The sequence below is a fragment of the Methylophilus glucosoxydans genome, from assembly GCF_042676145.1.
In the GTDB taxonomy this organism is placed as follows: Bacteria; Pseudomonadota; Gammaproteobacteria; order Burkholderiales; family Methylophilaceae; genus Methylophilus; species Methylophilus glucosoxydans.
Genome location: NZ_JBHTJW010000002.1, coordinates 1,762,050 through 1,785,837, shown reverse-complemented (window position 1 = coordinate 1,785,837; position 23,788 = coordinate 1,762,050). Strand labels below are relative to the sequence as shown.

Below are 23,788 nucleotides of genomic sequence, written 5' to 3'. Positions count from 1 at the left end.
CTGTTAAAGATTGATTTCTAAGGAGTGGCATTTTGCTCGCGAGACGCAAGGCATAATCTTTTTGCCAGCCGCCTTGTCTGCTTCTGATAAATAGTGATCTTGATGCACCAGCACGCCATCAGTTCGGATGACTTCCAGCTCACAGCGGCCACATGCACCGCCACGGCAAGAGTAGGGTGCATCCACCCCAGCCGCTTCAATGGCTTCCAACATGCTCATTTCTGCGGGTACATGAACTTCAATGTTAGATTTTGCCAATTTCACTTTGAATGGTTCACCCGAAGGGGGCGCTAAAAACTGTTCGCTATGGATATGATTTTCTGGCCAACCCAGTGATCGGGCAGTTTCAATTAGAGCCACCACCATCGCATTCGGCCCACAAACATAGACGTGGGTGCCCAGGGGTTGTTTGCTTAATAGCGATTTTAGATCAATGGTTTGCCTCTCACTTTCGACATAAACATGGACTCTTTCATCGCATTTTTCTTTCAGGGCAGAGGTGAATGCCGCGTGATCCTGAGAGCGATAGGCGTAATGCAATTCGTAATTGGCTTTGGTCCTGATTAAATCTTCAATCTGCGACATGAATGGGGTGATGCCAATGCCACCAGCGACGAGTAGATGTTTACGCGCTCTTTTATCCAACGCGAATAAGTTGTTTGGATACGTGATTTCTAATTGAGAGCCAACCTTGACCTCATGATGGAGGTAAGCCGAGCCACCGCGTGAGTGTTCTTGTAGACGCACGGCAATGTGATAAGTATCAGGCGCCTGCGGAGAGCCCATCAGTGAGTAAGGGTTGCGATGGAGTCGACCATTGATGTTCATCGCAACCACCACATGACTCCCCCCTGAAAATGGAGGCAAACTTGCGCCATCCTCCCTGATAAAGGAGAACTGCTTAATCAGCGGAGTGATTTGCTGAATATTTGAAACAACAACTTTAAATGTACTCAAGGGTAAATCTCCTCAATGCTTGGAATCTGCCCTGGGTCTTCAGCGTCCACCATCAGCCCCATATAAGCACCAAGGCGTCTAGAAAAGTGGTCTCTGACAAACAATTGTTTGCCGCAGCCATCACATTTTTTGATATTGGTATGCGCTTCATAAGAGATAGTCTTGCAATGAACACAATAGATAGGCCGAGCTAAGGTGCCAACGAGCTCTTTGATGATGTCACTGTCATCAATGCCATATTTGTCAGCCATTTGAGCCACCTGCCAGATAAAGCGCTCTGAGCCTGCCACGTAGATGCGTAAGCCCATGCATGCAGTGGATAAATGGGCCTCAAAGGCAACGAGTGATTCATCTGTCGTTTCAAACATCAACAGCGCATCCGGCACGACTTTGCTTAAGGGGATGCTGAGATCCTGTTGCACCACGGGGTTTCTCGCATAGAGCACTTTGGTAGGGTGCTCTGGATGCATTTGCTGGAATAACTTCATTGCCGCCAGGCCCCCGGCACTGCCTTCAACCAGCACAATATGTGCGTTTGCTTGTTGTTGCCAGACCAAGGTTGAGTAGACCGGCTTACTTCGAATCCAATATCCGCGTTCCATGGTATTTTTCCGTTAAATCATATGCTTAATAAGGGTGCATTTTGCACGGGATGAAGTGAGCACCTTAGAGAGCGTATCGTTTAATTTAAGCCTCTTTCACCGCAGGCAATTCGCTTTTATCGGAGAGATACGCCTCCAAGGAGTCGTCCAACGCCTCCAACCAAGGTGTGTGATGGGGTGGGGACATGGTGCCCGTCATCAAGGAACGATAAGAGTGATCACGGAAAGTCATGATGTTTTGCTTTTTATGATACTTCCATTCCAGGAAGGTCTTGTTGACCGCAGGAATATCAAATGACGGATAGTCGGTGGCATCTATTAGCTCCTGAATATAGTCGCCTTGGTAGGTGTACATTTCTTCCGCTGTTTGTAGCGCCAGTTCTTTTTCACGCCATAGCATGCTATGCGCTTTCATCTCTTCTTTTGCCGGTAATTCAATACGTCCCAAAATAATGTCTCGCACGTACCAAGCCTGCGCATCAAACATATTGAAGGAGTACCACTGATCCTGCATGCCGATATAGAAGAATTTTGGATTGTCTTCCCATGCAACGCCTTTATACAGGTTGAGTGGCCATAGTCGATTGTTGGTTTTGAGGCGTAAATCATCTGCGAGGAATGGAAAGTGGTGCAAATAGCCGGTGCACAGAATAATCGCATCCACTTTTCGCGAGCTGCCATCGAGAAAATAAGCAGTATCCGTATCGACTCTGACCAGATTGGGTTTTTCTTCCCAGTTTTTTGGCCATTTATAATTCATCGGTGCGGTGCGGTAACAGCTGATGATGCTGCGTGCCCCATATTTGTAACATTGTGAGCCTATATCTTCTGCGGAATAACTGCTGCCGACCAATAGAATATCTTTGTCTTTAAACTCCAGGGCATCCCGGAAATCATGGGCATGCAAGATGCGGCCGCCAAACTTGTCAAAGCCTTCAAAACTCGGGATTTTTGGGGTAGAGAAATGCCCTGTTGCGCAGACCACGTAATCAAATTCCTCTGCGTAAATGGTATCCGTGGTGTGATCTTGCACAGTCACGGTGAACTTCTGAGTCGCCTCACTAAAGACGACATTGCGTACAGCCGTATTAAAGCGAATATAATCGCGCACACCTGCTTTCTCAACGCGACCTTTGATGTAATCAAACAACACTTCGCGTGGTGGGTATGAGGCGATCGGCCTGCCAAAATGTTCTTCAAACGTGTAGTCGGCAAATTCCAGACACTCTTTGGGACCGTTAGACCAAAGATAACGATACATACTGCCATGGACAGGCTCGCCATGTTCATCTGTCCCTGTACGCCAGGTGTAATTCCACAACCCACCCCAGTCGCTTTGCTTTTCAAAGCACACAATTTCTGGAATTTGAGCGCCTTTTGCCTGGGCTGATTGAAAGGCTCTAAGCTGTGCGAGGCCGCTTGGACCCGCGCCGAGTATGGCTATTCGCGTTGACATTAGGATTCTCCATAAATCTGATTGATTAGTTTGCGCCGCGTTTAGAAGCGCGATGTCGCTAAAGTAACCTGCTTCACCAAGATGAAAAATCCTCATCAAGAAGTACTCCAAATTGGGTAAGTGAGGTTGAGGTCATCCCGTTGATGAGGCCGTGGCTGGAGATGTGTTGAGTGCGTTTTGATGACCGCGCATAGGCCAAGCCTTGTTGATACACCGGAATCGCTTGCGCTTATGTATTGTTGACATGGCTGAGTGAGGGCGAAGCCTAATACCAAAGAGGTACGCCATGAGGGTAATTGAATCTCATGCCGTCAAAGTCAATATTAGTGCATTGGATAACGGCCTATTGGTGAATATCAACCTATTAATAGATATCCATAGGATAGGCAAGCTTTTAACTTGGACACTTCGTAAGACATGGTGAATCGATGCAAGCAATCAAAGAACAGCAGTGGGGGGAGGACTATTATTTTGGCGCTTCCTTCACCAAGCCTATTAGCAAGTACCGTCTGGATGGACAACATGCCATTCAATTATCCCTAAGCGCAGGCGACCGGCTTGAAATTCTAAGCCCAGACCAAGCGCAAAGCACCGAGTTGATTGTATTGGATGCACATGGCACATTGGCACCTGCGTTACTCGACAAGCGTCCGCCAGTCGTCGCGGTAGGTATTCAACAGCAACTTCAGCAGCGTGGTGCGGCCTCCCAAAGGCTGCGTAATCAATTAAACACTTGGCAGCTGGATGAGTCTTCTTTGCAGCAAGCAATCACAGTGTCAGGTGCAGAGCATGCCAAATTCACAGCGGCAAATGATTTGACTGTCATGATTGTCGCGGCTGGTCCAAACATGTCTGTTGAAGCGCACACGCCAGTCACCGAAGTGGACATTACCGTGACTTACGCCAATCTGGCAGAACCACCCTTGCCAGCACCATTGGCGCCAATCAAGCACGAGTTGAGGGTTGACCGCGCCACGGCACAGACCTATGAAGTCAAAAAAGGCGAATGGATTCAGATTATTGATGTGTCTGGCAAGCAATGCTCGGATTTTATTGCGTTTGATAAACAGGCGTTGGCACAAGGCAGCGTGTTGGGACTGGATGCGACAGCGACCAGAACGGTGATGGGCTTGAGCAATCCTGTACCCGGATTGCACTCACGATACCTTGGTTCGGATCTGAAACCGATGATAGAAGTGGTGCAGGATACCGTGGGTCGGCACGATAGTTTTCTACTGGCGTGTACCCCCAAATATTACGAGGACAGTGGCTATTTCGGCCATGCCAGTTGCACCGACAACTTTAACCAACGATTGGCTCACTATGGCATTGCACCACGGGCTGGCTGGCCAGCGATTAATTTGTTTTTTAACACCTTTATTGACGCCTCGGGCGCCGTGCTGATGGATGAACCGTGGTCACGGGCGGGAGATTATATTTTAATGCGTGCTGAGCGAGACCTTGTCTGCGCCTCTTCTGCTTGTCCTGACGATATTGACCCTGCCAATGGCTGGCATCCGACCGATATTCATGTGCGTATTTACGATGCTGCACAAGACTTTCCCCGCGCCATTGCCTATCGCAACACTTCTGAGGAGCTGTCTCGCATGACCAAATCTTCTGGTTTTCACCCCCGAACTTCCGCAATGACCAAAAAGTTTATCGACTATGCAGGCTATTGGGTGGCCACTGAATACGATGGCTGGGGGACGAATGCAGAATATCTCGCCTGTCGTGAGCGCGTGGCACTGCTAGATTTGTCGGTGATACGCAAATTTGAAATCGTCGGCCCTGATGTGGTGGCTTTTTTGCAGTATGTATTAACGCAGAACATCAGCCGCATGGCCATAGGTGAAATTGCGCACTCGGCGATTTGTCTTGAAACCGGCGGCATGATCGATGATGGCACCATATTCCGTATGGGGGAACAGGCTTTTCGCTGGTGCTGCGGTGCGGAATACACCGGTATCTGGATGAGGGAAAAAGCCCAAGAAAAAGGCTTTAAAGTCAGCATCCGCAACGCCAGCGCACAGCTAGACAATCTCGCTGTGCAGGGTCCGAACAGCCGCGAGTTGTTAAGCAAGCTGATTTGGACCCCGGATAGTCAGCCCTCGGTTGAAAAACTCAAATGGTTTCACTTTGCGATTGGCCGGCTAGGAGGGGCTGCAGGCGTGCCCGTGATGGTTTCCAGAACCGGATACACTGGCGAACTGGGCTATGAAGTCTGGTGTCACCCCGATGACAGCGAAGCAGTATGGGATGCTGTGTGGCAAGCGGGTCAGCCCTTTCAGATTGCCCCTATGGGGTTGAATGCGCTTGACATCCTGCGCATTGAAGCCGGCTTGAGTATGGCTGAGCACGAGTTTGACCACAGCACCACTCCATTTGAAGCAGGCACTGGCTTCAGTGTGCCTTTAAATAGCAAACAGGAAAACTTTATCGGCCGTGAAGCCTTGTCGCGGCAAGCGCCAGAGAGCCGACATCGTCTAGTTGGCATGATTCTGCAAGGGGGCGATCCAGCCAGTCATGGCGATCATGTGTATCATGGCCGTTTCCCGGTTGGCATCGTCACCAGCGCCACTTATTCGCCATTGATGGGAAAACAGATTGCCATCGTGCGCGTGGCACCCGATTTTTCCAGCATAGGTACGCGCCTGGAAATAGGTAAGCTGGATGGGCAACAGAAACGTTTGGCGGGAGAAGTTGTGAAATTGCCTTTTTATGACCCTAAGCGCGAGAAACTGCTCGCATGAGGCTGACGAGATATATAGATCCTGTGTCGTACATGGTCTTAATGCCTGTGGGTTGCTGGGAGCGTTTATCCGCGCTGCATTGTGATGAGCCAATTAGCGTGGCTTGGCATTTTTTGAGATGAGCTTATGCAGCAACCACGGTAGGGGCGTTTTGCTGAGCCACTGCCGGTGGTCGGCCACCCACGGATAGGCTCTGCTCAAGATGGGCCGCAGTATCCGGCTAGACCAGAATCTGCCTATCTTTGTGAAGCCTGTCACGCTGTATGCCGCGGCAAACACATCGACACCATTGATCCAGCGTCCCATGGCATCTTGCGCATGAATCCTGTTCATCAGGGCGTCACGCGTGACCGGGCAACTGTCGGGTAACTGCATTGCAGTCTGCGAACAATCGACCAGTATTAACTGATTTGCAGCATCGGCTTGCTTCAGCGTCTCCATTTCAATCCGGCACAAAGGACAGGAGGCATCGTAATAAATGGTCAGCGGAAAGGTAATTTGTGAGCGCATGATTAAGTTCTCAAAGGGATTCTGCTAGATTAAAGCGCTGCTCTTAGACCTTCAATCCACACACTTATGAGCATCAAGAATCACGCAAGTTCGCGTGCTCATTGCGCCTACAACACCAGCAGGTTAAGCGTGTGCGACTGCAGCTGCTTTCTGGCAATCCGGACACAATCCCTTCAAGCTAATCTCAATCGTTGATACCTGATAGGTATCGAATATTGCCTGTGGGATATGCGCAGCGAGTTCGTGTATGCATAACACGGTGCCGCAGGACTGGCAGAGCAGGTGGGCGTGGCCGTGGTTGTTAAGCATGCCCGGCGGCAGGCTGCTGGGAGTTTTAAAGCTGCGTTTTGGGCTGTTTAGCTGGTATTTCCAGGCGCGGTCTTCGGTGGATATTTTGTGGATGAGGGCGTTTTCCTGCAACCAGTCGAGGACGCGATACACCGTGACCCGGTCGATTTCTTTGACGCCTTGCAAGGCGTTGAGGATTTCAGGCTGACTCAAGGCGGTATGCGAGTTGATCAGCGTCGTGAGCACGGCCGTTCGTGCTTGTGTAGGGCGTAACCCAGCTTCTATCATCAATTGTTCAGCGGTAACCATGGCTAAAATTATGAACTACACGACAGCATGGAGCAACCCGCCTTTTGTCTTGCCCAGTCGGGGCGCTTTTCCGCAAACTTTTCTTTGCCAGGCTGTAGGGTATATGGGTGGCGTAATACTTCCAGTAATTCCAGCAAGCGGCTATTGTCGCCTGCTGTGGCCAAATCAATGGCTTCTTGCGCCAGGTAATTGCGCAGCACATAGACCGGATTGGCGGTAGCCATGCGGTGCTGGCGTTGCGCTAACGATTGCTGGGATTGCGTCAGGCGTTGACAATAAGTCATGAGCCAGGTCTGGATATCCTGGTTAAAATCCTGCCAGCCTTTTTGCGTATAAAAAGCGTTTTGCAGTGTGCTCACTTGCGGCTGTTGCAGGTCAATTTGCGCAAGCTGGGTGAAAAACAGTGTCTGGTCAATTTCGGCACGGGTCATGAACTCAAAAATCTGGTTGATGAGCTCGCCATCCCCCTCTTGCCAGCGCTCAAACCCAAACTTGTCAGCGAGGCTGCTGGTGAGGGCGCGGAAGTAAGTTTGGTCATAGGTGGCGATTCCGTCCGCCAGGCCTTGTGTGGATGGTAACAGCGTACCCAAGGCTTCTGCCAGCCGTTCCAGGTTCCAGCGGGCAATATCGGGTTGGCGGCCAAAGCAATAACGGCGCCCTTGTGCGTCGGTGGTGTTGGGTGTCCAGCCAGGGTCAAAATTATCTATCCAGCCATAAGGGCCATAGTCTATGGTCAGGCCGAGGATAGACATATTGTCGGTATTCATCACGCCATGCACAAAGCCCACACGCATCCAGTGCGCGATCATGACTGCCGTTCGGGCACACACTTCTTCAAACCAGGCTTCAATCAGCTCTGGGGCTGGGTCATTCACATCCAGCGTCAGTCCGGTTGAGGGCCACCAGTCGGCAAAGTCCCTGTCCAGGGTAAAGCCAATCAGGCGTTTTAACAGCGCGAATTCTTCACGGCTGGCCAGCAGCTCAAAATGCCCAAAGCGCGTAAATGAAGGGGCCACGCGGCAGACAATGGCGCCAGGTTCCAGCTGCGGATGCCCATCGTAAAACATGTCACGCACCACCTGGTCACCTGTTTTGACCAGGCTTAAGGCGCGCGTGGTCGGCACGCCCAGATGGTACATGGCTTCCGAGCATAAAAATTCGCGCAAGCTGGAGCGTAATACGGCACGGCCATCTGCCGAGCGCGAGTAGGGGGTCTCGCCTGCGCCTTTAAGTTGCAATTCAAAACGCTTGCCGCCATGCACTAACTCACCCAGCAAAATGGCACGTCCATCGCCCAACTGACCCGCCCAGTGCCCAAACTGGTGGCCGCCATAGCGGGTGGCATAGGTAAACATTCCGTCCAGCATGCCATTGCCGCCCAGCGTTTGTATCAGTTCGCGGTCTTGCATGTCGGTGGCTGTGAGTCCCAGCATCTCGGCCACTTCTGCGCTATAGGCGATCAGTTGCGGGTCTTTGACCGGGGTGGGTTGTACGGCAGACCATAGGCAGTCACTGACTTGTCTGGTGTAGTTATGGCGGATCGGGTCGCCCGGTAGTTCTCGGACAAAACGGTTATCAAAAGTTAAAGGGCGCATATGAAATGGACAATGCCGTGCATCAATAGTGCTTTAATCATAACATTTTCATCCATGCTAAACTCTGGCGCATCAAATCCCGTGCCTTTGCAGTGTTCGCACAAAACTGTTTTTGAAAGTCGTTTTCCCCTATGAACCATCTGCAAGGTTTAAGTTTTCAAGACGTCAAAAAGTTGAAAGGCGTGTTGATATTTTTTTGTCTGTTTATCGTTATGCAGCAAATGTGGTTGAGTGTTGCCGATACCGGCGTAGGGGCATGGTGGATCAACAAGGTCATTACCCGGACATTGGCTTTTACGATAGGCTGGCTGGCGGACGAACAAGTGACGGTGGCAGGCAGCCTGCTGACAGGCGCACATGCCAGCATGAATATTGCCAATGGCTGTGATGGGGTGGACATGATGCTAATGTTGATCGCTGCACTGTTAAGCTCAACATTAAGCCTGCGGCAAAAGCTGCTGGGTGCCTTATATGGGTTACTGTTTTTATTTTTAATCAATCAACTACGGTTGCTGCTGTTGTTTGAGGTATTGCAGCACGATCGCCAGTACTTTACCTTTACCCACGGTATTCTTGCGCCTTTTTTAATGTTGGGCGCCACCGGAATATTTTATGCATGGTGGCTGGCCGCCTCTACCCAACCTCTGGCGGATGATGAGTCCATATGCGCTTTGCAATAATGTTTTTCTGTTATGTCTTGGGCATTGGGCTGGCGCTCAATGCATTTTTCAGTCCCTGTATCCAGGCACTTTTACCACTTTTTAAGGGGCTATTGACTTTGATTGATGGTCATTTCGAGGTGATCTCTGCCCAGGTGACGACAGTAGGCGATGCGCAAGTCATCGACTTTGAGGTGAGATTGGCAAAGTCTTTCTGGTTGGGAAAACATTTTATTGCAGTGGACCCCACCGGCGTTGCGCATGCCAGTACGACGCTGGTGCATCTTTGGCAAAGCCTGGCTGTATGCCTCGCGCTGATCTTGTCCTGGCCAGAGATCCTTATGCGTAAACGCCTGTTGGCCCTTGCTTACGGGCTGTTAGGTACGCTGCTGGTGTGGTGCATCGATGTGCCATTCGTTTTGCTGGCGGCCTTGTGGCAAATGATTGATGCGCACTATGGCATTGCAGACTTTTCAATCTTGACTGATTGGCAACAGATACTTGAAAACGGTGGCCGGTTAATATTGGGATTGATGATAGGCTGTTTGGCCATTTTTTTGGCTTAGCTGCTTGAGAGTACAGCGGGGACTTGCCATGGTCCCTCATTACCCCCATCCATGCTGGGCATGGTTCTGCCTTCATCAAGCCTTCATAAATAAAAATTAGCATCTGTAAGCTACTGACAATTCATTATTGATAGCGCAAGATGCCTTTTTTACTGCTGTATTTCCTCATCACTTTTTCTACCTTTTCTCATGCAGCAGACATTGAGCCAGAAATCCTGACCCGTTTTAATCAGGGCGAGACACAGGATTTAATTGTTGAATATGATGATGCGTCTGTGAATAAAAGCCTGATCGCAACCCGCTTGAATAAGCGGCTCAAGACCGATAATGACGATGTGTTGGCAATCAAGCGCAAGGCGTATGCTTCGCTTAAAAGCCAAATGAAAACGCTAGAGCTGCAGCAGGGCATCCAGGCAGTCAAAGACTATCCATACTTGCCACTGAGCTTAAAGCGTTTTAAATCACTCAGGTCGCTCAAAACCTTCATGGCCAATGGCAACATCAAGGCCGTGTATGTTGACCGGATCATGCACAAGGTACTCACGCAGAGCTTGCCTTTGATCAATCAGCCTGTGGTCAGCCAGGTTAATTACAAAGGGGCAGGGGCCACCGTGGTCGTGATTGATGATGGCATCGACTTTACAAAATCGGCGTTTGGTCCTTGTACTGCTGTGGCGACGCCCTCGGCGACGTGTCGCGTGGTGGTGGCTAACACCATCGTCAATTCTGGCACAGCCAATGCCAGCCCAAATCATGGTAGCAATGTGGCGGCGACGGTATTGGGCGTGGCGCCAGAGGCCAAAATTGCAGCAATCAATGTCTTCAATAATAGTGGCGGCGCTTATACAAGCGATATTTTAAGTGCGATCAACTGGGCGGTTGCCAATCGATCCACATACAATATTGTGGCCATTAACATGAGCTTGGGGGCGTCGGATAAAAATACCAGTCCCTGCCAGTCCAATCCTTTTACCAGCCCGATACAACGGGCAAAGGATGCCGGCATTAATGTGGTGGTCGCCGCAGGCAATGATGGATATCTGGATGGCATCAGCACACCTGCTTGCGCGCCAGCGGCCATTTCAGTCGGGGCGGTGTACGACAGTAATGTTGGAGGCTTGGCCTATAGTAACTGTACCGATACGACTTCGGCCGCGGATAAAGTCACTTGTTTTTCAAACAGTGCCAATTATTTAACCCTGCTGGCGCCGGGTGCTTTAATCACTGCAGCAGGGATCACGATGGCAGGCACTTCTCAAGCATCTCCGCATGTGGCAGGGGCGGTCGCCGTATTAAGGTCAGCGTTTGTTAATGAAACAGCTGATCAAATTCAAGCGCGATTGACCAGTTTTGGCAAACCTGTCACAGATAGTCGTAACAGTCTTGTCAAACCCAGGCTGGATTTAAGCGCTGCAGCCCGTCCACAAAATGATTCATTTTCTAATCCCGCCTTGATGAGTGGCGACTCTGGCAGTGTCAGTGGCACCAATCTGCTCGCGACGGCAGAAGTGAGCGAGCCAGCCCATGCCGACCTGGCAGCGCAAAATACGGTCTGGTTGCAGTGGACGGCACCAGCTTCTGGCCAAGTAACGCTTACCGTCAATGGCAGTGTTGCGAACCCCAGACTTGCGGTGTATACCGGGACAGCAATCAGCGCATTAACGCCTAAAGCAGGCATTGATAATGCGAATTCCCCCCTGTATTTTCAAGCTAGCGCAAATACCCAATACCATATCGCCCTCAACACCAATCAAACGGATGCCGGTAGTTATCAACTGTCATGGCAATTGAACACGCAGGCAAATGCCAATTTATCCGTTACTTTTAGTGGCCCTAACCAACAACTTGCGGTGGCCACGCCTTATCTTTACACCTTAACTGTTGCCAATGGCGGGCCCTCGAATGCCACCAATGTTGCCGTACAACTGAGTTTGCCAACGGGGGCGGATCTGGTCAGTGCAGACCAACGATGCCAATTGCAGGGTAGAACACTGACTTGCCGCGTTGCACAGTTGAATGTCGGGAGTTCAAGCAGTTTTAATGTACAACTGTCGTGGACCAATACGCAGGATGTCCCACCGTTGGTCATCTCTGTGAATTCTGACTTGGCGGATGCTGACACTGGCAATAACTCGACAACATTTTCGTTAGCAGCCACTCAGGCCTCCACAGTGACTGATGTGCCGACGCTGCCTGAGTGGGGGCTCATTCTCCTGGCTTGTATGTTGATTTTTTTGAACCGCAGAAACCTCCAGAGAGTTTAGCGCTCCCTTTTCTTTTTTCATCTCGGCATTTCTTGCACGCTGAATCAAACGCGCTAAGGTATCATTACGGCTGTATTTTAAAGAATCAGTTGAATGAACGTATTTTATGAAGAGGATGGCGGCTTTAAAGTCGCCTCCATCATGTCCGAGGCCGATAGCAGCATGCAGGTCGAAGCGAGCTCGGGCAAGCGCAGCAAAATCAAAACCGCCAATGTCTTGATGCGGTTCGAAGGGAGTTTGTCCGGTTTTCTGGAGGCCGCCCAGGCCGAAGCCGAAACCCTGGATACCGATTTTTTATGGGAATGCTGTGGCGAGGATGAGTTTGGTTTTGAAAGCCTGGCCGAGGAATACTATGGCGGCAAACCCAGTCATCAGCAAGCTGCTGCCATTGCCATTAAATTGCATGGCGCGCCCATGTATTTTTACCGCAAAGGCAAAGGACGCTACAAGGCTGCGCCTGAGGACACGCTAAAAGCGGCATTGGCGGGGATGGAGAAAAAGCGCCAGCAAGCTGAACTGTTGGCACAGATGGTTGCACAACTCAAAGTGCACAGTTTGCCAGACGGCTTTGCAAGCAAACTGGACCAATTGCTCTACGCGCCGGATAAAAACAGCCTGGAGTGGAAAGCGCTGGATCAGGCGGCCAGCGAACTCAAGCAACTGCCGGTGCAAGTGCTGCATGCCAGTGGCGCCATTGCCTCGATTCATGATTATCACCTGGGGGCGTTTTTACGCGAATATTTTGCCAATGGCACGGAGTTCCCGGCCTTTACGTTGGCTGATCTCCCCGAGGCACTGCCTTTGTCAGCGGTGCAGGCCTTTAGTATTGATGACAGCACCACCACCGAAATTGACGATGCCTTATCGGTGACCGCGCTGCCTAATGGCAACACGCAGGTCGGGATTCATATTGCTGCACCAGCCTTGGGTGTGTCGCCGCATGCGTCGCTGGATAATGAGGTCATGAAGCGGCTGTCTACGGTATACATGCCCGGGCATAAAATTACCATGTTGCCAGAAGCGGCCATCCGTCCGTTTAGCCTGGATGCCGGCCAAGTAAAGCCGGCTTTGTCCCTGTATCTTGAAGTGGCACCTGATTTCAGCATTGTTAGCCATCAAAGCCGCCTGGAGCAGGTAACCATCATCGAAAACCTGCGCCACGACACGCTGGAGCCTTATTTTAACGAGCAGACGCTGGCCGAGGACAGTGGCCATCCGCTATGGCAACCGTTGGTGTTTTTGTTCCGCTTTGCCGAGAGCCTGGAAAAAGCGCGCGGTAAATATGACCCGACCCGGCCACAACCGGTGGATTACAATTTTTATGTGAGCGAGGGTAAGGTCAGCATTATCAACCGCCAGCGCGGCTCTCCCATGGATAAACTGGTGGCCGAGCTCATGATTGCCGCCAATAGCCAATGGGGCCTGTTACTGGCGCAAAACGAAGTGCCCGGTATTTATCGCGCACAAAATGGTGGCAAAGTGTACATGACCACCAAAGCCGAAGGCCATCAGGGCCTGGGCGTGGCGCAATATGCCTGGTGTACCTCGCCGTTGCGCCGCGCGGTGGATTTGATCAACCAGCGGCAACTGATCAGCGTGTTGACCCTGACGCCGCCAGTCTACCCGGCCAACAGTGATGAAATTGTCGGCCATATGCGCAATTTTGATCAAACTTATAATGCCTACAACGAGTTCCAGACACGGATGGAGCGCTACTGGTGCTTGCAGTACCTGATCCAGGAAAATATCACGGAAATCGACGCAACGGTCTGGCGTGAGAATCTGGTACGCCTGCAAAACTTGCCTTATATGACCAAGGTACACAGTTTGCCAGCGACCAAGCCCGGCAGCAAAGTCCGGCTGGCGGTACAAAAAGTCGATACTTTACTGATGGAGCTGGACTGTAAATTTCTGCACCTGATCGAAGAGACCACAGAACCCTCAACTGAAGCCGAGGCTGCGGTGGAAGCAAGCATGGAGGCGCCTAATGTTTAAATTTAACCGTAAAGTGCACAAAGCAGTCTCCGACTTTGAAATGGTGGAAGTCACCGAAATGGATGGCGTGCGCTCCATGCACTTGGGCTCGCCGACCATACAGAGCAGTATGAGCGTGAAAGACCCGTTTGCGCTGGTCCTGGCCTATTCCTGGGGCGCCCTGAGCAGCTTGTTGTTCAAGCCGGATGCGCGCAAACTGTTGCTGGTTGGGCTGGGCGGCGGGTCGATTGCCAAGTATGTATGGAAATATTGTCCGCAGATCAAGCAAACGGTGGTGGAACTCAATCCGCAAGTGATCCAGGTCGCCCGCAGCCATTTTTTTGTGCCGGATGACGATGCGCGATTACAGATCATCGAAGGCGATGGTATTGCCTATCTGCAGCAGCATCCTGGCAGTGTCGACTGGCTGATGATGGATGCCTTTGGCAGCAACGGCTTACCGCCAGACTTTTGCACCCAGGCTTTTTTTGACGACTGTGCCGATGCACTGACGCCGGATGGCTTGTTTACGATTAACCTGTGGGGCTCGGACAAAAAGTTTGATATCTACATGCAGCGCATGGAGCAGACGTTTGACCAGCGCGTGCTCATGATGCCTACCGGCAAGCCCGGTAACATCATCGTGTTCGGCTTTAAAGCCGAACTGCCCATCCCGGATCTGGCGACGTTGCGCAAACGTTCGCAAGACGCCATGCAGACGCATCGTATCAACTTTCCCGACCTCATAGACCGCCTGCAAGGCGCAAACCCCAATAACGGCAAGGAGTTTCAACTCGGTGGCTAATTTTCTGAATCATTTTTTCGCAACCTGCCCACGTGGCCTGGAAGCCATTCTCGTCGACGAACTCAAGCAGAGCGGGGCGCGCGACATTAAAGCCACCGATGGCGGTGCCAGTTTTAGCGGCGAGTTGTCGGTGTGCTATCACGCCAACCTGCATTCGCGTGTCGCCACGCGCATTCTCATGCAAGTGGGGCGGGGCCAGTATCTGAAAGAGGACGATATTTATCAGGGCGCGCTCAAAATTAACTGGCCTAACTGGTTTGATGTCAAACACAGCATGATGGTCAAGGTCACGGCCGTGCGCAGCCCGCTCAAAAGCCTGGAATTTATTACCCTGCGCGTCAAAGACGCGATTTGCGACAAATTCCGCCAGGCCGTCGGCAGCCGCCCGAACATTGATACACGCGAACCCGCGGTGCGTGTCCACGTCTACCTGACCAGCGACAACTACCAACTGTATGTCGATACTTCCGGCAACCCGCTGTACCAGCGCGGCAACCGCAAAAACAGCATAGAGGCGCCGTTGCGTGAAAACCTGGCTGCGGGCATTCTCAAGCTCACCGGCTGGCAGCCGGGCCAGGCCTTGCTGGATCCCATGTGTGGCAGTGGCACCTTTTTGCTCGAGGCGGTGATGATAGCTCTCAATATTGCGCCTGGTTTAAATCGCAATTTCGGCTTTGAAAAACTCAAAAACTTTGAATCTGATACTTTCCGTAAAATCCGCAATGCCGCAGCCAAAGCTGCCAAGCCGGTCAGTTTCCAGAGCATTTACGGCTCGGATATGGATTTACGTGCCGTACGCGTCACCAAGCAGAACCTGGAAATGGCCGGCTGGCTGGACGCCGTACAACTGACACACTGGGAATTCACGCAAGTGGTGCCGCCCGCTGACAGCGGTGTTCTGGTCGCCAACCCGCCTTATGGCGTGCGTATTGGTGAAGATGAGACCTTGGCCGCCTTGTACCCCGAAATGGCCGCTGCGCTCAAACAGAAGTTCTCTGGCTGGAATACCTATTTCCTGACCAACGACTTGCGCCTGCCCAAGCTCATGCGTCTGAGCCCCAGCAAGAAAACACCACTGTATAACGGCCCATTGGAATGCCGGTTGTTTGAAATCAAGATGGTGGCAGGAAGTAACCGTAAATAGGCAGTTGTATTCTTATCCGTCGATGCCTTATGCATCAATTTAGGTCGCATGTATTCATCCGCTGCAATCTCTAGTGTCTGTGAAGGACGACAGGTGCTGGCAGATTGCATTGCAGTCTCAAAGTGCACGCTTGGATCAAATGTTAATGATTGTTTTATCTGAACCGCATTTCTATTGTTTAGTATAAATTATAGTGGCAAATATTATCGTTAGCATTTCTTATGCTGAACGTGATTAAGCAGATTTAAGTCGTCACATTTCAACAATGAAGAATCAACTAAGAGGCTGCTATGGATGCTTTGTTGAGTTTGTTGGTCCCTGATAACTTCATGCCCCATGGCCATTGCTATTTATGGACGCCTGTCCTGTTGTGGATGTATGTTGTTTCTGACACTGTCATTGCGATTTCTTACTATACGATTCCGATGGCATTGCTTTACCTGGTTAAAAAACGCGCTGACTTGGAGTTTAACTGGGTATTTTTCATGTTTTCCCTGTTTATCTTTGCCTGTGGAACAACGCATTTGATTGCAATTGCAACCATTTGGGAGCCAGCTTATTGGCTTGATGCCACAATGAAATGCTTAACAGCCGTGGCTTCAGGGATCACGGCAGTGATGCTGTGGCGCTTGATGCCAGTTGCGTTGACGATTACCAGTACCAAGCAGCTAAAAACAACCATTGCCAGGCTAGAGTCCGAAGTGCAGAAACGATTGCTCGCAGAACAGGCCTTGGCAAAATTGAATTTGAATCTTGAGCATCTGGTCAAGGCGCGTACGGAAGATCTGAGCAATATCAATGCGAGTTTAAGACTGGAGATCGAACAAAGAAAACGCACAGAACTTGAGCTGTTTAACCAGAAACAATTGGCAATTGTCACGCTGGAGTCCATCGGCGATGCGGTGATCACCACCAATATGCAGTCCGAGGTGACTTATCTGAATCCAGTGGCCGAAAAAATGACAGGCTGGAGCAAAGCCGAGGCAATGGGGCGGCCGATTCTGGAGGTGTTCAGGATTTTGAATGAAAGCACCCGCAAGCTGGCTGCTAACCCAGTGGATGTGGTGCTGGCGCACAACAAGGTCTGCGGACTGGCCAATCATACCTTGCTGATCGCCAAATCTGGCGCTGAATACGCGATTGAAGATTCTGCGGCGCCGATTCGTGATCAGGATGGCAACATTCTAGGGGTCGTGCTGGTGTTTCATGATGTGAGTGATGCACGTCAGATGGCACAAAAAATGACCTACCTTGCCGAGCATGATTATCTGACCGACTTACCGAATCGACTGTTACTGACAGACCGTATTACGCAAGCGATCAGTGCAGCGAAAAGAAGGGGTTCCAAGCTGGCCATTCTGTTTTTTGACATAGATCATTTCAAGCGGGTGAATGATACCCTGGGCCATGAAGTGGGCGATCAATTGCTCAAAGTATTGAGCAAAAAGCTGCAAATGTGCATTCGTGCCTCTGACACGCTCAGTCGCCAGGGCGGGGATGAGTTTGTAGTGTTGTTGCCAGAGTTAACAGATGATGCCGTCCCAGCCGAAATTGCACAAAAAATACTGTTTTCCATCAAGGACCCGATCAGCATCGCAAATCACGAGTTGTTTATCACGGCCAGTATTGGGATTGCCGTATATCCTGATGATGGCGACAATGTCGATGTGCTGACACGACATGCGGATGCGGCAATGTATCATGCCAAAAATTCAGGTAGAAATAATTACCAGTTTTTTACCAAGGAAATGAGTGCACGTGTCGCGGCTCAGCTTACGATGGAAAACAGTTTGCAAAAAGCAATAGCAAACAATGAGTTAATGCTTTTTTATCAGCCAAAAGTCAGCATCAAAACCGGCAAGATCATCGGCGCTGAGGCTCTGATCCGATGGGTGCATCCGCAATGGGGTATGATGATGCCAGATCGTTTTATCAAGATTGCCGAAGACTCTGGCTTGATCAGAGGCATTGGTCATTGGGTATTGCGCGAGGCGTGTACGCAAAATAAAAAGTGGCAAGACTCCGGTTTGCCCGAGATTCCCATCGCGATTAATGTTTCGGTGGTTGAGTTGCACCATGCGCACTTTACACAAGAAGTGACTAAAGTGTTATTACAAACAGGCCTGCAACCCTATCATCTCGAACTGGAGGTGACTGAAAGCGTTGCGATTCAGACTGAGGTGACCGTGATTAACGATTTGAACAAGCTCAAAGAGATGGGTGTCCGGTTATCAGTAGATGATTTTGGGACAGGATATTCCAGTCTGTCATATCTCAAGCTATTGCCGGTAAATACCATTAAAATCGATAAAAGCTTTATTCGTGATATACAAGTGGATGCTAACGATGCGGCAATTGTCACTGCGATTATCAAAATGTCACAAAGTCTGGGATTAACAGTGATCGCAGAAGGGGTAGAAACCCAGGCACAGCTCGAATTTCTGCAATCGCATGACTGTGACGAGATGCAAGGTTATCTATTTAGCCGTCCCTTGCCTGCCGATGAATTTGCAGCGCTGCTTGCGCAGCAATAAAGCTTCCTATCTTATTGTTTTATTTAGTTTATTTATGACTGAACACCAACACCAAACGACTGACTCTTTACTGAAATTGCGTGAGCGCATTAATGCATTTGTGCAGGCACGTGACTGGGCGCAGTTCCATTCCCCAAAAAATCTGGCCATGGCCATGATAGTTGAGGCGGCAGAAGTGGTTGAGCATTTTCAATGGATGACTGAGGGCGACAGCCGCCAGTTGGATGCCGCCACGCGCGAAAAAGTGGGGCAAGAGCTGGCCGACACCTTTGTTTACCTGCTGCGGATTGCCGAGGTGTGTGACATAGACTTGATTGCGGCCACCAACGCCAAGATTGAGTTGAATGCGCAAAAATACCCGGTTGAGAAATGCAAGGGGAGTAATGCTAAATATACAGAATATCAATAGGGCACTTTTCTAAACTCAATTTCCGTCGCTATACTGCGTTGCGTATAAAAAATGTCTCCTTATATATCCACTATATGCGACGTCAAAACTTTTTAGTCGCGTCTTGTCTGACTTAGCAACTTGCATTGATAGAAGCACCCGCGCATTTAAATGTTGAATTTAATGTAGTTTGTTATATTGAAGGAATAGCCATGCGTGTAACTTTAGATTCCCCGGTAACCCGTTTGCTCGAGCAGCAACACATCGCGTTCGAGGTCATCGAAATCCCGCTCAGCGAAGACAAAAAACCGATTCGCAGCCTAGAAGAGCTGCTAACAGCACAAGGCCTGGATCCACAATCGGTCGTGCGTAGTGTCGTGTTTAAAGGGGAGCATACTGGCTTTAGTCTGCTCGCGGTGACGGGGGCTGGCCGTGCTGATTGGGCCTTGTTGCGCGCGCACTTGAGTGAGCGTAAGTGCCGTATGGCAGAATATGACGAAGTGCCTGAGGCCACCGGCTATGTGGTTGGTGCAGTGCCGCCGATTGCTTTGCCCGCTGGCTTGCGCGTGCTGGTTGACCAAAGCGTGTTGAGTTACGATCGGGTGGTGATTGGCAGTGGTGTGCTGGGCTATGCACTGGCGCTGAGTGGCAGTGATTTGCAAGCCTTGTTGAGCGCATACCCGGTTGGGCAGTTTGTGAAGGTTTAACTTCAGCTTAGAAGCGCACAGCATTAAGTGCCTGGCGTCGCAGGGATGTTAAGACTCGCCCACTGCGTGGTGAGTCCAGTCGTCAGTCAGGCTGAGCGGCTTGCCGACTTATTTGTTGTTGAAGATCGTATTCAGGGAGTTACTTTTACTGCGCTCGACCATCACGGCTGCCTGACCTGGGTTCTTGCTGATGGTGCTAGCCCAGTCCTGACTGCTGCTGTCTGACTCCTCAGCGTTATTGCCAAGCATACCAGGCAGTGCATCCTGATTGGCGTCGTCGCTGTTGTCACCAAACATTACTGTAGCGTTGTCGAGCTGGTACTGGCGTAATTGTTGCATCAAGCCTTGCGCTGTGTAGGTTTGTGGCGCCTGTTGGCCCCCAAGAATCACTTTGGCGCTTTCAACAGCGGCTTCTGCCGCGGTTTGCGGCGTCTCAGCCTGTTTGCTGTCTGTGGTTTGCACCTTGCCGGTCGCAGCACTGTTATCCGTGTTGTAAGCCTTGTTCAATAACGACGACACATTGCTGTTTTGTATACTTGAAATAGACATGATCGAAGCCCTTAATCATTATTTCGCTCACATTACCGCGTATCTTGTTAACGGCATGCCAGAAAAAAACTTTAGAACACCCTTTAATTCTTTTAATTTGCCGCATTTTTCAAGTGTGCTGGCCTGCATTTTGGGCCGGCCACCCGTCAGTGCCTGCAGATTTATGGTAAGGTTCAGCCTTGTTAGAAACACAGATATTTAATGGCGAAACATGAGTTTGGTGCGTTACTGCGTAAATGGGAGACTGGTGAGCGGCGTGAGTCCGACCAACCGCGGTTTTGCTTATGGCGATGGCGTTTTTCGCACCATGCGCCTGCTCGATGGTGAACTGCAAGACTGGCCCCTGCATTATCAAACCCTAGTTGCGGATTGCAGCAAAATCCTGATGGTCTGTCCGTCGGCTGAATTGCTGATGCAAGAATTCAAAAGCCTGATGTCTGCCGGTGAGGATGAGACCAAATTATCCGGCGTAGTCAAAATCATCATTACGCGTGGCGATGGTGCCCGCGGCTATGCGCCCCCCGCCATTGCCGAACCAACCCGCGTGTTTGTCTGGAGCCCTTTGCCAGTCTATCCTGAGGCCATATACACCCAGGGGGTCGCGCTCTATCAGTGCCAGACCCGACTGGCCAGTCAGCCATTGTTAGCGGGCATCAAGCACTTAAACCGACTAGAAAATGTCTTGGCCCGGGCCGAACTGAAAGACCCCCGCTTTTTTGACGGCTTGATGCTGGATTACCAGGATCAGGTGGTCGAAGCGGTAAGCGGTAATCTTTTCATTCGCAAGGCCGGGCAGGTCATGACCCCGATATTGGACCAGTGTGGCGTGGCCGGGGTCATGCGGCAAAAAATTCTGGACTGGTATAAAACGCAAGGCCAGCCGGTCAGCTTGACCCGGTTGACCGTACAAGATGTGCTCACTGCCGATGCCGTGATTATCACCAACAGTGTCTATGGCGTGTTACAGGTGACGCAGCTTGATGCGCAGCCATTGGCACACAATGATTGGGCACACACCCTTAGAACCCAGTTGCATTATGTTGTTCATTAAACGTTTTTTTCAATACAGTCTGGCCTTGTTGGGCCTGACGACACTGGCATTAGCCATCTGGATCGTGATCTTTTTGATCCGCCCGCTGCCCATGGCCTCAGAAACCATAGGCATGCAAATTCCGGCCGGGGCCAGTGTGCGTGCGATTGCCGACCAGTTGGTGGCTTCAGGCGTGCTCACCGAGCCTTACAGTTTTTTGCTGGTGGTGAAACTCACGGGCAGTGCCAACAAGTTGCAGGCGGGCGATTATGCCTTTAATACGCCCTTGCAAGTGATGGGCCTCATTGATGTGCTCAAGCATGGCACGTTTGACCAGTTCAAACTGCAATTGACCGAGGGTAAAACCTTTGCCGACTTCAGGCAAAAGCTGGCGCAAATGCCGGGTATCCGCCACGACACGCTCATGTTGTCCGACCAGGAACTGATGCAGCAGGTGAGTGGCCAGAACGATGCCCCCGAAGGCTGGTTTTTCCCGGATACGTATTTTCTGGATGCGCAAAGCAGTGACCTAGATTTGTATAAGCGCGCTTATCAAAAAATGGTGCAGCACTTGAATCAGGCGTGGGAACAACGCGCATCGGGCCTGCCTTACCGCACCATGTATGAGGCCTTGATTATGGCCTCGATTGTAGAGAAAGAAACCGGTGTGGAAGAAGAACGGCCGCAGATTGCCGGTGTGTTTGTGAACCGCCTGCGCAAAGGCATGCGCCTGCAAACTGACCCCACCGTGATTTATGGCATGGGCACGCGTTACCGTGGCAATATCAGCAAAAAAGACTTGCTGGCGGATACGCCGTATAACACCTATACGCGCAGCGGCTTGCCGCCGACACCGATTGCTTTGCCTGGCCTGGCCTCGATTCAGGCGGCATTGCATCCGGCCAATACCAACGCCTTGTATTTTGTTGCCAACGGCCAGGGCAGGCATGTGTTTACCGCGACACTCGAAGCGCATAACCAGGCGGTGCGGGCGTACCAGTTAAAAAAATAGTTGTCGTAAAGTTAAAGGGAAATCGGGACATGGCAGGGTTGTTTATTACGCTGGAAGGCATGGATGGTGCGGGTAAAAGTACGCATATCCCCACTATTCTTGAGTTGCTGCAAGCGACCGGCAGAGAAGTGGTGTCTACGCGCGAACCCGGTGGCACGCCTTTGGGCGAAGAGCTGCGTGCCTTGCTCTTGCACCGTGAGATGCATGTGGAGACAGAGTCGCTGCTGATGTTTGCTGCGCGCGCCGAGCATTTGCAGCAAGTCATTCTGCCCGCCTTGCAGCGTGACGCGATTGTGCTGTCAGACCGTTTTACCGATGCTTCTTATGCGTATCAATGTGGCGCACGTGGCCTGGCCATGGAAAAAATGCAGCAGCTTGAGCAGTGGGTGCAGGGCGATTTGCAACCAGACCTGACCTTGCTGTTTGATGTGCCGGTAGAGGTGAGTCTGCAACGGTTGGCGGGCGCACGCACCCCGGATAAATTTGAAGCGCAGGGCTCGGCGTTTTTTGAGCTGCTGCGCGCGCAATATCTGGCGCGGGCTGCCCAATATCCGCAACGCTTCAGAGTCATAGATGCCAATCGCCCCCTGCTTGACGTGCAGCAGAGTGTTGCAGAAATCATCCTCCAATGTTGATTACCCAAGAGTACCCATGGCAGGCCACGTTATTTGCACAATGGATGCAAGCAGGCCAGTCACGCCACCATGCGCTGTTGTTGCATGGCAAAACTGGCATCGGCAAACTGGCTTTTGCGCGCGCGATGGCCGCTGCCTTGCTGTGCTTGCAGCCTGAACACGGCCATGCTTGCGGTCAGTGTCAGTCCTGTCACTGGTTATCCGAAGGCGCGCATCCTGATTTTAGGGAGATCACGCCAGAAGATGAAGACAGCGCTGAGGGCAGCAAAAAGAAAACCCGCAAGCGGCAGCAAATCCTCATCGACCAGATTCGCGCCTTGCATGATTATTTATCGCTGAGCAGTCACCGTGTTGAAGGCATGCGCGTGGTGTTGATTCACCCGCTGGAAGCCATGAATGTCGCGGCGTCCAATGCCTTGCTCAAGTTGCTGGAAGAACCGCCGCAACGCACGCAGTTTTTGCTGGTCTCACATCAAAGACAAGCGTTGCTGCCGACCATCCTGAGCCGCTGCATGCAGGTGGAGATGCCGGTGCCCAGTGAATCACAAGGCTTGCAATGGATGCAGTTACAAGGCATTGCTCAACCCGAATGGCTCTGGCACTACAGTGGCGGGGCGCCCATTACCGTGCTGCAAGACGACCTGGACTGGTATGCCTGGTATCAGCAGTTTCAACCGCACTTACGCCGCGGTGCCGAGGTGGACGTGGTGGCTGCGGTGCCGGTGCTGATCAAGCAAGGTATGGAAGCGGCGATACAAGTGCTGCAAAAGTGGTTGCTGGACGTTTGGTTGTCCTGCCATCAGCAACCTTTGCGCTACCACCCCTCAGAGGCAGCTGCTTTGCAGGGGCTGGCCGGGCGTGTGCAGTTATCGCGGCTGCTGGCGTTTCAGCAACAGCTAAATCGTTTTAAAATGACCGCACAACATCCGCTCAATCAGGAGTTGCAGTTGGAGCAGCTGTTGTTGCAATACAAAAAAATATTTGAGGATAAACCGAATAAGTGAGTGCGCGAGATCAGATGCAAGGCGCGCGGTGTTAGAAACAACAACGT

At 51.2% G+C, this 23,788-nt stretch carries 21 protein-coding genes; 14 read left to right on the top strand and 7 right to left on the bottom strand.

Annotation, left to right across the window (positions count from 1 at the left end):
• Positions 1-3: 3 nt before the first annotated feature.
• The 3 genes from ACFQ1T_RS11155 to ACFQ1T_RS11145 form a co-directional block, all read right to left on the bottom strand.
• Entirely contained in the window at positions 4-957 is a 954-nt protein-coding gene (locus ACFQ1T_RS11155; RefSeq protein ID WP_379076612.1) for a PDR/VanB family oxidoreductase, read from the bottom strand.
• Positions 954-1,559 carry a dimethylamine monooxygenase subunit DmmA family protein gene (locus ACFQ1T_RS11150; RefSeq protein WP_379076609.1) on the bottom strand — a complete coding sequence of 202 codons (606 nt, stop codon included), beginning with the start codon at positions 1,557-1,559 and terminating at the stop codon, positions 954-956. Before ACFQ1T_RS11150 ends, ACFQ1T_RS11155 begins: the two co-directional genes overlap by 4 nt.
• A gap of 85 nt (positions 1,560-1,644) precedes the next feature.
• Positions 1,645-3,111, bottom strand: a complete 1,467-nt coding sequence (locus tag ACFQ1T_RS11145) for an NAD(P)-binding domain-containing protein (protein ID WP_379076936.1) — start codon at positions 3,109-3,111, stop codon at positions 1,645-1,647.
• Positions 3,112-3,443: 332 nt separating this feature from the next.
• Here ACFQ1T_RS11145 and ACFQ1T_RS11140 point away from each other — a divergent pair, with 332 nt between their 5' ends.
• A complete protein-coding gene (locus tag ACFQ1T_RS11140; protein ID WP_379076606.1) occupies positions 3,444-5,768 on the top strand; it encodes a DUF1989 domain-containing protein in 2,325 nt (774 codons plus the stop codon).
• 93 nt (positions 5,769-5,861) lie between these two features.
• Here ACFQ1T_RS11140 and ACFQ1T_RS11135 read toward each other — a convergent pair whose 3' ends face one another.
• The 3 genes from ACFQ1T_RS11135 to ACFQ1T_RS11125 form a co-directional block, all read right to left on the bottom strand.
• A complete protein-coding gene (locus tag ACFQ1T_RS11135; RefSeq protein WP_379076603.1) occupies positions 5,862-6,278 on the bottom strand; it encodes a thiol-disulfide oxidoreductase DCC family protein in 417 nt (138 codons plus the stop codon).
• A gap of 123 nt (positions 6,279-6,401) precedes the next feature.
• A complete protein-coding gene (locus ACFQ1T_RS11130; RefSeq protein WP_379076600.1) occupies positions 6,402-6,875 on the bottom strand; it encodes a Fur family transcriptional regulator in 474 nt (157 codons plus the stop codon).
• Positions 6,876-6,883: 8 nt separating this feature from the next.
• Positions 6,884-8,470, bottom strand: coding sequence for a protein adenylyltransferase SelO (locus ACFQ1T_RS11125; protein WP_379076597.1), 1,587 nt, complete (start codon positions 8,468-8,470; stop codon positions 6,884-6,886).
• Between the two features lie 182 nt (positions 8,471-8,652).
• Between ACFQ1T_RS11125 and ACFQ1T_RS11120 the strand changes: the two genes are divergently transcribed.
• The 9 genes from ACFQ1T_RS11120 to ACFQ1T_RS11080 all read left to right on the top strand — a co-directional run bounded on the left by ACFQ1T_RS11120 (position 8,653) and on the right by ACFQ1T_RS11080 (position 19,511).
• Positions 8,653-9,150: a hypothetical protein gene (locus tag ACFQ1T_RS11120; protein ID WP_379076594.1), complete on the top strand. Its 498-nt coding sequence runs from the start codon at positions 8,653-8,655 to the stop codon at positions 9,148-9,150.
• On the top strand, positions 9,135-9,695 hold the full coding sequence (locus ACFQ1T_RS11115) for a hypothetical protein (protein WP_379076591.1): 561 nt from the start codon (positions 9,135-9,137) through the stop codon (positions 9,693-9,695). The genes ACFQ1T_RS11120 and ACFQ1T_RS11115 overlap by 16 nt, the downstream gene beginning before the upstream one ends.
• A gap of 140 nt (positions 9,696-9,835) precedes the next feature.
• Entirely contained in the window at positions 9,836-11,959 is a 2,124-nt protein-coding gene (locus ACFQ1T_RS11110; RefSeq protein ID WP_379076588.1) for an IPTL-CTERM sorting domain-containing protein, read from the top strand.
• A 93-nt stretch (positions 11,960-12,052) separates the two neighbouring features.
• Entirely contained in the window at positions 12,053-13,954 is a 1,902-nt protein-coding gene (locus ACFQ1T_RS11105) for a ribonuclease catalytic domain-containing protein (protein WP_379076585.1), read from the top strand.
• Positions 13,947-14,738, top strand: a complete 792-nt coding sequence (locus ACFQ1T_RS11100; RefSeq protein WP_313988953.1) for a polyamine aminopropyltransferase — start codon at positions 13,947-13,949, stop codon at positions 14,736-14,738. Before ACFQ1T_RS11105 ends, ACFQ1T_RS11100 begins: the two co-directional genes overlap by 8 nt.
• Entirely contained in the window at positions 14,731-15,882 is a 1,152-nt protein-coding gene (locus ACFQ1T_RS11095; protein ID WP_379076581.1) for a THUMP domain-containing class I SAM-dependent RNA methyltransferase, read from the top strand. Before ACFQ1T_RS11100 ends, ACFQ1T_RS11095 begins: the two co-directional genes overlap by 8 nt.
• A gap of 290 nt (positions 15,883-16,172) precedes the next feature.
• Entirely contained in the window at positions 16,173-18,416 is a 2,244-nt protein-coding gene (locus tag ACFQ1T_RS11090) for a putative bifunctional diguanylate cyclase/phosphodiesterase (protein WP_379076578.1), read from the top strand.
• A gap of 34 nt (positions 18,417-18,450) precedes the next feature.
• Positions 18,451-18,825: a nucleotide pyrophosphohydrolase gene (locus ACFQ1T_RS11085; protein ID WP_379076575.1), complete on the top strand. Its 375-nt coding sequence runs from the start codon at positions 18,451-18,453 to the stop codon at positions 18,823-18,825.
• A 191-nt stretch (positions 18,826-19,016) separates the two neighbouring features.
• The gene (locus ACFQ1T_RS11080; protein WP_379076572.1) at positions 19,017-19,511 is read left to right on the top strand and encodes an aminoacyl-tRNA deacylase; all 495 of its coding nucleotides are present in this window, start codon (positions 19,017-19,019) and stop codon (positions 19,509-19,511) included.
• 108 nt (positions 19,512-19,619) lie between these two features.
• Here ACFQ1T_RS11080 and ACFQ1T_RS11075 read toward each other — a convergent pair whose 3' ends face one another.
• Positions 19,620-20,060 (bottom strand): hypothetical protein, encoded by a 441-nt coding sequence (locus ACFQ1T_RS11075; RefSeq protein WP_379076569.1) that lies wholly within the window; start codon positions 20,058-20,060, stop codon positions 19,620-19,622.
• 211 nt (positions 20,061-20,271) lie between these two features.
• Between ACFQ1T_RS11075 and pabC the strand changes: the two genes are divergently transcribed.
• The 4 genes from pabC to holB are packed head-to-tail and all read left to right on the top strand — an operon-like array spanning position 20,272 to position 23,741.
• Entirely contained in the window at positions 20,272-21,111 is an 840-nt protein-coding gene (gene pabC / locus ACFQ1T_RS11070; protein ID WP_379076565.1) for an aminodeoxychorismate lyase, read from the top strand.
• Complete coding sequence (gene mltG / locus ACFQ1T_RS11065) at positions 21,098-22,102, top strand: endolytic transglycosylase MltG (RefSeq protein ID WP_379076562.1); 1,005 nt, start codon at positions 21,098-21,100, stop codon at positions 22,100-22,102. Before pabC ends, mltG begins: the two co-directional genes overlap by 14 nt.
• 29 nt (positions 22,103-22,131) lie before the next feature.
• Positions 22,132-22,737: a dTMP kinase gene (gene tmk / locus ACFQ1T_RS11060; RefSeq protein WP_379076559.1), complete on the top strand. Its 606-nt coding sequence runs from the start codon at positions 22,132-22,134 to the stop codon at positions 22,735-22,737.
• On the top strand, positions 22,731-23,741 hold the full coding sequence (holB, locus tag ACFQ1T_RS11055; protein ID WP_379076556.1) for a DNA polymerase III subunit delta': 1,011 nt from the start codon (positions 22,731-22,733) through the stop codon (positions 23,739-23,741). Before tmk ends, holB begins: the two co-directional genes overlap by 7 nt.
• The last annotated feature ends 47 nt before the right edge of the window (positions 23,742-23,788 follow it).

Bases quoted from the DNA above. Each gene is read 5' to 3' on its own strand.
- ACFQ1T_RS11130 (WP_379076600.1), bottom strand. From the start codon at position 6,875: ATGGTTACCGCTGAACAATTGATGATAGAAGCTGGGTTACGCCCTACA.
- ACFQ1T_RS11075 (WP_379076569.1), bottom strand. From the start codon at position 20,060: ATGTCTATTTCAAGTATACAAAACAGCAATGTGTCGTCGTTATTGAAC.
- ACFQ1T_RS11105 (WP_379076585.1), top strand. From the start codon at position 12,053: ATGAACGTATTTTATGAAGAGGATGGCGGCTTTAAAGTCGCCTCCATC.
- ACFQ1T_RS11135 (WP_379076603.1), bottom strand. From the start codon at position 6,278: ATGCGCTCACAAATTACCTTTCCGCTGACCATTTATTACGATGCCTCC.
- ACFQ1T_RS11145 (WP_379076936.1), bottom strand. From the start codon at position 3,111: ATGAGGATTTTTCATCTTGGTGAAGCAGGTTACTTTAGCGACATCGCG.
- holB (WP_379076556.1), top strand. From the start codon at position 22,731: ATGTTGATTACCCAAGAGTACCCATGGCAGGCCACGTTATTTGCACAA.
- ACFQ1T_RS11110 (WP_379076588.1), top strand. From the start codon at position 9,836: ATGCCTTTTTTACTGCTGTATTTCCTCATCACTTTTTCTACCTTTTCT.
- ACFQ1T_RS11090 (WP_379076578.1), top strand. From the start codon at position 16,173: ATGGATGCTTTGTTGAGTTTGTTGGTCCCTGATAACTTCATGCCCCAT.
- tmk (WP_379076559.1), top strand. From the start codon at position 22,132: ATGGCAGGGTTGTTTATTACGCTGGAAGGCATGGATGGTGCGGGTAAA.
- pabC (WP_379076565.1), top strand. From the start codon at position 20,272: ATGAGTTTGGTGCGTTACTGCGTAAATGGGAGACTGGTGAGCGGCGTG.
- mltG (WP_379076562.1), top strand. From the start codon at position 21,098: ATGTTGTTCATTAAACGTTTTTTTCAATACAGTCTGGCCTTGTTGGGC.
- ACFQ1T_RS11125 (WP_379076597.1), bottom strand. From the start codon at position 8,470: ATGCGCCCTTTAACTTTTGATAACCGTTTTGTCCGAGAACTACCGGGC.
- ACFQ1T_RS11080 (WP_379076572.1), top strand. From the start codon at position 19,017: ATGCGTGTAACTTTAGATTCCCCGGTAACCCGTTTGCTCGAGCAGCAA.
- ACFQ1T_RS11140 (WP_379076606.1), top strand. From the start codon at position 3,444: ATGCAAGCAATCAAAGAACAGCAGTGGGGGGAGGACTATTATTTTGGC.
- ACFQ1T_RS11115 (WP_379076591.1), top strand. From the start codon at position 9,135: ATGCGCTTTGCAATAATGTTTTTCTGTTATGTCTTGGGCATTGGGCTG.
- ACFQ1T_RS11100 (WP_313988953.1), top strand. From the start codon at position 13,947: ATGTTTAAATTTAACCGTAAAGTGCACAAAGCAGTCTCCGACTTTGAA.
- ACFQ1T_RS11150 (WP_379076609.1), bottom strand. From the start codon at position 1,559: ATGGAACGCGGATATTGGATTCGAAGTAAGCCGGTCTACTCAACCTTG.
- ACFQ1T_RS11085 (WP_379076575.1), top strand. From the start codon at position 18,451: ATGACTGAACACCAACACCAAACGACTGACTCTTTACTGAAATTGCGT.